Annotated in this window: 12 protein-coding genes (1 of these 12 cut by a window edge); all 12 read left to right on the top strand. The window is 44.8% G+C overall.

What is annotated here, in order from left to right:
- Positions 1–723 (top strand): LPS export ABC transporter ATP-binding protein, encoded by a 723-nt coding sequence (gene lptB, locus ACNI29_RS16160; protein WP_419779405.1) that lies wholly within the window; start codon positions 1–3, stop codon positions 721–723.
- A 318-nt stretch (positions 724–1,041) separates the two neighbouring features.
- The gene (gene rpoN, locus ACNI29_RS16165; RefSeq protein ID WP_419779406.1) at positions 1,042–2,457 is read left to right on the top strand and encodes an RNA polymerase factor sigma-54; all 1,416 of its coding nucleotides are present in this window, start codon (positions 1,042–1,044) and stop codon (positions 2,455–2,457) included.
- A gap of 51 nt (positions 2,458–2,508) precedes the next feature.
- Positions 2,509–3,045, top strand: coding sequence for a ribosome hibernation-promoting factor, HPF/YfiA family (gene hpf, locus ACNI29_RS16170; protein WP_419779407.1), 537 nt, complete (start codon positions 2,509–2,511; stop codon positions 3,043–3,045).
- A gap of 3 nt (positions 3,046–3,048) precedes the next feature.
- Positions 3,049–3,498 carry a PTS sugar transporter subunit IIA gene (locus tag ACNI29_RS16175; protein ID WP_419779408.1) on the top strand — a complete coding sequence of 150 codons (450 nt, stop codon included), beginning with the start codon at positions 3,049–3,051 and terminating at the stop codon, positions 3,496–3,498.
- A 98-nt stretch (positions 3,499–3,596) separates the two neighbouring features.
- Positions 3,597–4,478 carry an RNase adapter RapZ gene (rapZ, locus tag ACNI29_RS16180; RefSeq protein WP_419779409.1) on the top strand — a complete coding sequence of 294 codons (882 nt, stop codon included), beginning with the start codon at positions 3,597–3,599 and terminating at the stop codon, positions 4,476–4,478.
- 30 nt (positions 4,479–4,508) lie between these two features.
- The gene (locus ACNI29_RS16185; RefSeq protein WP_419779410.1) at positions 4,509–4,937 is read left to right on the top strand and encodes a PTS sugar transporter subunit IIA; all 429 of its coding nucleotides are present in this window, start codon (positions 4,509–4,511) and stop codon (positions 4,935–4,937) included.
- Positions 4,938–4,939: 2 nt separating this feature from the next.
- Positions 4,940–5,401 (top strand): PTS sugar transporter subunit IIB, encoded by a 462-nt coding sequence (locus ACNI29_RS16190; protein ID WP_419779411.1) that lies wholly within the window; start codon positions 4,940–4,942, stop codon positions 5,399–5,401.
- Positions 5,402–5,435: 34 nt separating this feature from the next.
- On the top strand, positions 5,436–6,113 hold the full coding sequence (locus tag ACNI29_RS16195) for a PTS sugar transporter subunit IIC (protein ID WP_419779412.1): 678 nt from the start codon (positions 5,436–5,438) through the stop codon (positions 6,111–6,113).
- Positions 6,114–6,190: 77 nt separating this feature from the next.
- Positions 6,191–7,111: a manganese-dependent inorganic pyrophosphatase gene (locus ACNI29_RS16200; protein WP_419779413.1), complete on the top strand. Its 921-nt coding sequence runs from the start codon at positions 6,191–6,193 to the stop codon at positions 7,109–7,111.
- A 220-nt stretch (positions 7,112–7,331) separates the two neighbouring features.
- On the top strand, positions 7,332–7,559 hold the full coding sequence (locus ACNI29_RS16205; RefSeq protein WP_419779414.1) for a MoaD/ThiS family protein: 228 nt from the start codon (positions 7,332–7,334) through the stop codon (positions 7,557–7,559).
- A 20-nt stretch (positions 7,560–7,579) separates the two neighbouring features.
- Positions 7,580–8,086, top strand: a complete 507-nt coding sequence (locus tag ACNI29_RS16210; RefSeq protein WP_419779415.1) for a hypothetical protein — start codon at positions 7,580–7,582, stop codon at positions 8,084–8,086.
- A gap of 168 nt (positions 8,087–8,254) precedes the next feature.
- A protein-coding gene (gene panD / locus ACNI29_RS16215) for an aspartate 1-decarboxylase (RefSeq protein ID WP_419779416.1) crosses the window boundary here: on the top strand, positions 8,255–8,498 show its 5' portion. Its footprint extends 110 nt past the window's final position; 244 of the gene's 354 nt are visible here — the first part of the coding sequence; it begins with the start codon at positions 8,255–8,257; its stop codon lies beyond the right edge, outside the window.

An 8,498-nucleotide genomic window follows, 5' to 3' on the forward strand; every position in this document is an offset into this window, starting at 1 on the left:
ATGTCTTCGATTATCGCCAAGAAATTGGTCAAGAACTACGGACCTAAAGAGGTTGTCCGCGGAATCGGGCTTACTGTGCGCGAGGGAGAGGTTGTAGGGTTGCTGGGTCCGAACGGAGCCGGTAAAACAACCACTTTTTATATGCTGGTGGGAGTGGTTAAGCCTACTTCCGGGGATGTCTATTTCAATAAGAAACAGATAACCCGTCTGCCTCTGCATGAGCGGGCTCGTATGGGGCTCAGCTATCTGCCGCAGGAAAGCTCCATTTTCAAAAAGTTGTCTGTACGTAAAAATCTTGAAATCATCATTGAGCATACCGGTCTTTCCGGTAAGGATATTCCCAAGAGAGCGGATGAACTTCTGGACCAACTGGGCATCCTGCGTCTTGCCGACCAGAAGGCTATGTACCTTTCAGGTGGTGAACGACGCCGTTTGGAAATTGCCCGTGCCATGATTAACAATCCCAAGTTCATTTTGCTTGATGAGCCGTTTGCAGGGATTGACCCCATTGCGGTTATTGATATTCAGGACATTATTTCTTCGTTGAAGGATATGGGGCTGGGTATTCTTATTTCCGACCACAATGTGCGCGAGACCCTTTCCATCTGCGACAGGGCATATCTTGTGTACGAAGGCCGGGTAATACTTAATGGTTCACCGGAAAGTATTGTTAAAAATACCAAGGCGCGCAGGCTTTATTTGGGGGACAGTTTTAGTCTTTAGCAGTCTGTGCATTAAGCATTAAATATTCAGGCCGGGATTTATTCAGTAATCCCGGCCTTTATTGTGTAAAGTTTAATTAAATTTGTCATTGTTGATTTACAGTCTGCCAGAACATTGGTACACTTTTTTCATATACATTTTCTGTATATAAAAAATCCATAAATTTCAGATGATTCAGAGGTCTTTGTTGCATCTTGAAAATGGATGTGGCATAGTTGAATCAAGGTTGAGGGAACCTAGAAAGTGTTTTTTCTGTTCTCGGCTGATAACTGATTGAAATAAATTGAATTAGATATAAATAGAAGGTGGCCTGATAATATGGGGTTGGAACTTAGACAACAATTAAAGCTTACTCAGCAGCTGGTGATGACTCCTCAGTTGCAGCAGGCTATCAAGTTGTTGCAGCTTTCCCGCTTGGAACTGGTGGATTCCGTTCATCAGGAGCTGATGGAAAATCCTATCCTTGAAGAAGCTGAAGCGCAGGAAAGGACTGATGCTGCTGATGCTGATGCAGGTACCGCTACTGCAGAGGAAGCACAAATTTCCAAGGAAGCGGAGTGGGAAAATTATCTCGGTGAATTTTCCAGTACGTCAAAGCAGTCCGCTTCCCGTGAATCCGAGTCTTATGAAGAGGGTACTTCGTTTGAAGCCCGTTTGACCAAGACAACCTCGCTCGAAGGGCATTTGCATTGGCAGATGAGTCTTTCCGATTTTACTGAGGCAGAAATCACCATAGGTGAGTGTCTTATCGGTAATTTAAGTTCCGGAGGTTTTTTACGGATTGACTTGGAAGAAGTTTGTGAAACGTGCTATGCTGAAATCGAAGATGTAGAAAGTGTGCTCTACCGCATCCAGCGGTTCGACCCTGTAGGGGTAGGAGCAAGAACGCCGCAGGAATGTCTACTGATTCAGCTTGAGGCTTTAAAGCTCGACGATGATCCGATTCTGGTCTCGTTGGTACGTGATCATTTGGATGACCTTGAAAAAAAGCGTTACAAACCGCTTGCAAGGAAATTCAAGCTTAGCATGGAGGATTTGAAGAGTTATCTGGACTTGATGCAGACACTTGATCCTCTTCCGGGAGCAAGTTTTTCAGGTGGAGACTCTTTCTATGTCAGCCCGGATGCTTATGTTTATGAATATGACGGAGATTTTGTCATAGTTCTAAACGAAGACGGTCTTCCCAAACTGCAGATGAATGCATTTTATGTGGAGACATTGGCATCCACAAAAGGGGATGACAAAGAATACTTTCAAGACAAGATGCGCTCCGCTCAATGGCTGATGAAGAGCCTGTATCAGCGGCAGCGTACCTTATATAAAGTTCTTGAATCCATAGTGAGATTCCAGCGCGATTTTTTCGCCGAAGGTGTCACCAAGCTTAAGCCGCTTATTCTTAAGGAGGTGGCGGAAGACATCGAAATGCATGAATCCACTGTGAGCCGAATTACAACGAATAAGTATGTATCGACTCCGCATGGAATCTATGAGCTAAAGTTCTTTTTTAATAGTGCTCTCGGTCTGGACGACGGATCTCAGGTCGGTTCCGAATCCGTCAAGGCGACGATCAAGAAATTGATCGGTGAAGAAGACGGAAAGAAGCCCCTCAGTGACGAGAAGATCGCTGAGATTCTCAAAGAGAAGCTGGAAGTCAATATCGCCAGAAGGACCGTAGCCAAGTATAGAACTGCAATGGGGATACTCTCCTCCTCGAAAAGGAAAAAGGTCTTCTAATGTAGTTCGGAGAAATCAACGCATATTCACCCCTTACTAAGGAGGCTCTTTATGAACGTAGCATTTACTTTTAAGAACTTCGACGCATCCGAACATCTTAAGGAATATGCAAACAGCCGTTTCTCCAAGTTGGCAAAGTACGTCAGCAATCCTGACAATACTGATATGCAGGTGAATTTGTCAGTTGATAAGTTCAGACACGTTGCGGAAGTTGTTTTTACTTCCGACCATCTGCATGTCTCAGCTTACGAAGTGTCCGAGGACATGTATTCTACCGTGGATATGGTTCTGGATAAGCTTGAAGCCCAGCTTCGTCGCGCAAATGAAAAGATGAGAAGCCACAGGCGTAAGGAGTCTGCTCCTGCGCGAATGGATATTCTCAGTTACGGTGAGGAAGAGTACCGGGAACCAGTGATTGTGGAGTCTGACTCCTTCGTTCCCAAGCCCATGAGTATTGATGAAGCAGCAGAGCAGTTGCAGACCCTTGACCATGAATTCCTCGTATTCCGCAACGCGGACAACGAAGCCATAAATGTAATATACCGCCGCAACAATGGCGATTTCGGTTTAATTGACCCGGGATACTAACTAATGAACATAACTGACAATCTGGCGAAGGATCTTGTTATATATGAACTGAACGCCTCTGATAAGGGCGAAGTTCTGAAAGAAATGGTTTCCACCCTGAAAGACGCAGGTCTTGATGTAGACGTGGAAAATGCCCTGAAGGTCCTTAATGATCGTGAGAAACTTGGAACAACAGGAATAGGGGATGGCATTGCCATCCCCCATGGAAAACTGGAATGTCTTGAAGATATAGTTGTTGTCGTTGGTCGCTCCAGTGAGGGCGTAGACTTTGAATCTTTGGATATGCAGCCCTGTAAAATATTCTTTATGGTACTGGCCCCCGAGCAGGGGGCCGGTGCTCATTTGAAGGTGCTGGCCCAGATTTCGCGGCAACTCAAGGATGAGCCGTTCCGGCAGGCTTTTATCGATACTGCGGACAAGGATGAATTACTTCGCCTTCTCGGTATCGCATAAGATTAAAGTTGTTTAAAAGATATAAATAATTAGATTAGCAATGAACCTAGGTCATTGCTAATTTTATTTGTGGGCTAGAGTTAAAGGAGGGCTTCAAGGTGGTTACGGATGACTCTTTTCCTGTGATTGTTGTTACCGGTCTTTCCGGCGCCGGGAAATCCACAGTGCTAAAGGTGTTTGAGGATCTACGCTTTTTCTGCGTCGACGGTCTGCCTGCAGGGATGCTTTCCCGTCTGGTAGATTTGTTCAACACCCGAGACAATGCATACCGTGGGCTGGTGCTGGGGATGGACCTGCGACAGCTGGAGTTCAGCTCCGACTGGGAAAGCACTCGTGAAGAATTGACCCGCAAAGGCTACACGCCCAGCATTCTTTTCCTTGAAGCGCGTCTTCCAGAGCTGGTGCGCCGCTATGCAACCACCCGACGTCTGCATCCTCTTGAGTCCAGAGATATTGGATTGGAACAGGCTTTGGAACGGGAAAAGGAGATTCTCGGTGAAGTCCGGCAGCAGGCTGATCTCGTTATTGATACCACCACCTATTCTATTCATGATCTTCGCCGCAGGATTCAGGAAAAGTGGGCTGAGTTAAGTGAAAAGACGAGAGGTCTCCGAGTCCATGTGATGTCTTTTGGCTTTAAGCACGATGTTCCTACTGCTGCGGACATGGTTATGGATCTCCGCTTCCTGCCTAACCCGTACTTTGAAGAGGAACTTCGTCCTCTCTCTGGTCAGGATAAAGCTATTTCAGATTATGTTCTCGGTACGGAACCGGGTTCAATTTTTATTGAGAAATATCTCGATTTCCTTCAATATGTGCTTCCGCTTTACGAAGCGGAAGGAAGATACAGGCTGACTATTGCTGTTGGATGTACCGGTGGAAGACACCGTTCCGTTGCCACCGCTGAAAGGGTATTTGCAACTCTTAAGGATAATGGTTATTCTGTTTCTCTTGAACATAAACATATTCATTTGAAATAGTTAATATATTTGAATTTATTAGGAAGATTGATGGGCATAGAATCAAGTAAAAACGGTATAGTTCTCGTTACCCATGGTAACTTCGGGCAGGCGCTGATTGAAGCGGGTGAATTAATTGTTGGTCCGCAGGAGGGAGTTCTCTCCTTAAGCGTGGATGTTTCGCAGGGCATTGATGCCGCTGTGGAATCGCTTAAAGGTCATATCTCCGAAGTTAAGAATGGAAACGGAGTCCTGATTCTTACCGACATGTTCGGCGGAACACCTACCAATCTTAGTCTTTCCCTTCTTCAGGGAGATGATATTGAGGTTGTCACCGGAGTGAGCCTGCCCATGCTTCTCAAGGCATTTCAGATGCGCAATGAATCCTTGCAGAAAATGGCTGGGGAAGTCAGCAAGGCTGCGGCTAAAGGGATTGTAATTGCAGGTGAAATGCTGCGAAAACGAACTACGAAAGGGTAGCCATGATGTGGGTGAGAATTGATAACCGTCTTGTTCATGGGCAGATCATTGAAACTTGGCTACCGTACACCCACGCAAAGAATATCATCGTGGCTAACGATGCTGTAGCCGGGGATGATTTGCAACAGCAGATTATGTCGTTGGCTATTCCGCAGTCGGTTAGCTGTGCTTTCTGTCTTGTCGAAGAATTGAACGATAAGATTATTGCACTTGCTAATGGAAACGGCAGCACGATCATTCTTTTTTCATCATGCGCCGATGTTCGTCGGGCACTTGATTCCGGGTTCAGGTTTAATTCCGTGAATATCGGTAATATTCATTACGGTCCCGGTAAGAAGCAAATTTCCCCCAGTGTGGCTCTTAGCTCGGATGATGAGTCCTGTCTTCATTATTTTAAAGGGCAGGGCATAGAACTTGATTTTCGCTGTGTCCCCAATGATCCTGTTCAGGTGAGGTTCTCATGAGTCTGTTCCAAGGATTAGCTCTGTCGTTTCCAGTATGGGTGGCGGTGATTGGTTTTTTTTTGCGATTTTTTCGCTTTTCCGCTTCACGATAAATCCCGGCCTTCTTGAGCGTCCTCTTGTCGTAGGTGCTCTCTGGGGTGCTGTCACGGGTGATGTTGCCACAAGTTTAAAAATTGCGGTATTCTTTGAGTTGTTCTGGCTGGATAATATCCCGGCAGGAACCTACATTCCCCCACATATTCTTGCTCCAACATTTGCCGCCCTGGCATTAACTACTTCCTTTGCCTTTACTGATCCACGGCAAGTCATGGTCGTTTTATTGGCCTGTCTGCCGCTGGCCCGGTTCGGTTCTTGGCTGGATTATTCGTTAAGGCAATGGCATAATCGTGGACACAACAAGCTAATCGGCTGGGCACGCAAGGGAAAAGCAGGTAATCAGCTCCCGCAAAAGCTTGTTTTTCAATCTATTTTAAGAACTTTTGTCACTTCTTGGCTTTTTTTCTGGACAAGTACCATAATCCTTCATTATATCCTTTGTATATTTTTTCACAAATGGGGACCTCTGGTCGCCGGAGTGGATATGAAATGGTCTTTTTTATGGATAGCCGCTAGTCTTGGAGGTCTTTTAGCACTGAGGCTGCGCAAAGCTTACGCCACTTTTGTCTTCGGAGTGGTCTTATTCGGCTTTATTATCCTTGCCGGGATCATGTAGCCCTTGGCAGAGAAAAAAGATTGTGATAGAAGACACAAGCTCTATTAAGCTACCATATTTCTTAGGAGGAAATTATTATGGCTATTATCGCAGTAGGACACAAGAATCCCGATACCGATACCATTGCATCCGCAATCGCAATTGCAGACCTGTGGTCTAAAGCAAAAGAAGAAACCAAAGCTGTTGCACAGGGCGAACTCGCTCCTGAGACCGCTTTTGTTCTCGAAAAATTCGGTTGCGCTGCTCCCGAAATCATGACCGACGCTACTGATCAGAAAGTTATCCTCGTTGACCACTCTGACCTCGCTCAGTCCATGGACAACCTTGATAAAGGTGAAGTAGTTGCAGTAGTTGACCACCACAAACTCGGTGATGTTACTACTCCCAACCCCCTCGAAATGTGGGTATGGCCTGTTGGTTGCACCGGTACCGTTATCAATGCAATGTACAAGTTCTACAATGTAGAAATCCCCAAAAACATTGCTGGTGTACTTCTCTGTGCAATCCTGTCTGACACCGTTATGTTCAAGTCCGTAACCTGCACCGAAGCTGATAAAGAAGCTGTTGCAGAACTGTCTAAGATCGCTGGTGTTGAAGATGTTATGGCTCTCGGAATGGAAATGTTCAACGTTAAGTCCGCAGTAGCTGGCGCTTCCATGAACGAACTCATCTTCCGTGACTACAAAGATTTCGATATGTCCGGCAACAAAGTTGGTATTGGCCAGCTCGAAGTTGTTGACCTGACCGTTTTCGACGAAATCAAAGATGACCTCTACGCTGAACTTGAAAAAGTTAAAGCTGATGGCCGTCACAGCTGCTTCCTGCTTCTGACCGACATCATGAAAGAAGGTTCCGAAATGCTCATCGTTTCCGACGATCCTTCCGTTGTTGAAAAAGCATTCGGCGTTGCTCCCGAAGGTACCAAAGTATACCTTGAAGGCGTAATGTCCCGCAAAAAGCAGGTTGTACCTAACTTCGAGAAAGCTTTCTCTGCATAAGTTAAGTATAAATAGCTTCTTTGTGTCCGGCAGGATTAGTCCTGCCGGACTTTTTTTATTGCTCTTGCAGTGGTTGATTTTAATCGAATATTTATTTAAATTTGCAAACGATGGTTATGTCTAGATAGTTTGAGGTGCAGCATTCAGTGGTTATAATTCAAAAGATAGTTCTCAGCATTGCGGCACTGCGTGTTATTGTCTTGATAGTTATTGGAGATTTATGAATATTACCTTGCTGTGCTACGCAACATTTGCGGATAAAGCCCCGGAAGATGCAGATAATTTCCCCTTGATTGAGGGGGAAACTGTAAACGATGTACTTCATAGGGTTGGGATTCCTATTGATGAAGTTAAGATTGTTTTCATCAACGGGGTCTCTTCAAAATTTGATTCAGTTCTTTCAGATGGAGACAGGGTCGGCGTGTTTCCGGCTGTAGGTGGCGGTTGATTGATAAATAGGAGGGGCGGATGAAATATCTTTTGCGTATTTTAAGTTTGAATTTATTGATGGTTTTGATGTTTGCTTCCACAGCTGCGGCAGCGACAATTAATGGTAAAAATTGGTATAATGAAGCTCCTGGTGTGCATACAATGCAGATTTGGGTGGTTGAGCCTGAAGTTTCAATTAAGAAGGTAAACATTAAGAATAATCCCAGTTCTTCATGGACTTGGCGATATGCTGACGATACCAAGCGCTCCGTAATTATGACTGGACTTGAAACTTCTGGTATTAATCAGGTTAATCCTGACTTTCAGTTTACTTCGCCAAATAAGAAATTTGATTTTTCTGTTGAATGGGCTGAAATAAGTAATGATAACACACTTACCGGAACAAATTTTTATATAAATAAACGCTGGCAGTTCACGAAAGGTGAGATTTCACACAGCCCGACACCAATTCCTGCTGCGGTGCTTTTGTTCGGCGGCGGCCTTTCTTTGGTGGCGTTTATAAGGCGGAAGTTTGCATTCAGTTAGCTATATTTTAAAATTGAGAATAAATGAAGACCGGTAATTTCCGGTCTTTTTTTATGTGCGCTTATTTTTTAATGAATAATGGTAATATTTATTGTATTGATTATCTTTTTGGCTCATGTTATCCGCTTATCCGTTCAGGACAATTAAATACTCCTGAAGGAGGATACTATGGGCAATCGTTGCCTTTTGAAGTCAAAAATTCACAGAGCAACCATCACCGACGCAAATGTCGATTACGAAGGTTCAATTTCTATAGATGTGGATTTGTTGGAGAAATCAGGGATTCTTCCCTTCGAGCGGGTTGACGTTTTAAACGTAGATAATGGTGAAAGGCTCACCACTTACGCCATCGAAGGTGGACCCAGAGAATTCTGTCTCAATGGCGCAGCCGCACACAAAGGGGAAGCCGGAC

The organism is Maridesulfovibrio spiralis (SeqCode), assembly GCF_048571135.1.
Classification (GTDB): domain Bacteria; phylum Desulfobacterota; class Desulfovibrionia; order Desulfovibrionales; family Desulfovibrionaceae; genus Maridesulfovibrio; species Maridesulfovibrio spiralis.

Coding starts and splice junctions, on each gene's coding strand:
- lptB (WP_419779405.1), top strand. CDS start 1: ATGTCTTCGATTATCGCCAAGAAATTGGTCAAGAACTACGGACCTAAA.
- rpoN (WP_419779406.1), top strand. CDS start 1,042: ATGGGGTTGGAACTTAGACAACAATTAAAGCTTACTCAGCAGCTGGTG.
- hpf (WP_419779407.1), top strand. CDS start 2,509: ATGAACGTAGCATTTACTTTTAAGAACTTCGACGCATCCGAACATCTT.
- ACNI29_RS16175 (WP_419779408.1), top strand. CDS start 3,049: ATGAACATAACTGACAATCTGGCGAAGGATCTTGTTATATATGAACTG.
- ACNI29_RS16185 (WP_419779410.1), top strand. CDS start 4,509: ATGGGCATAGAATCAAGTAAAAACGGTATAGTTCTCGTTACCCATGGT.
- ACNI29_RS16190 (WP_419779411.1), top strand. CDS start 4,940: ATGATGTGGGTGAGAATTGATAACCGTCTTGTTCATGGGCAGATCATT.
- ACNI29_RS16195 (WP_419779412.1), top strand. CDS start 5,436: ATGGGTGGCGGTGATTGGTTTTTTTTTGCGATTTTTTCGCTTTTCCGC.
- ACNI29_RS16200 (WP_419779413.1), top strand. CDS start 6,191: ATGGCTATTATCGCAGTAGGACACAAGAATCCCGATACCGATACCATT.
- ACNI29_RS16205 (WP_419779414.1), top strand. CDS start 7,332: ATGAATATTACCTTGCTGTGCTACGCAACATTTGCGGATAAAGCCCCG.
- ACNI29_RS16210 (WP_419779415.1), top strand. CDS start 7,580: ATGAAATATCTTTTGCGTATTTTAAGTTTGAATTTATTGATGGTTTTG.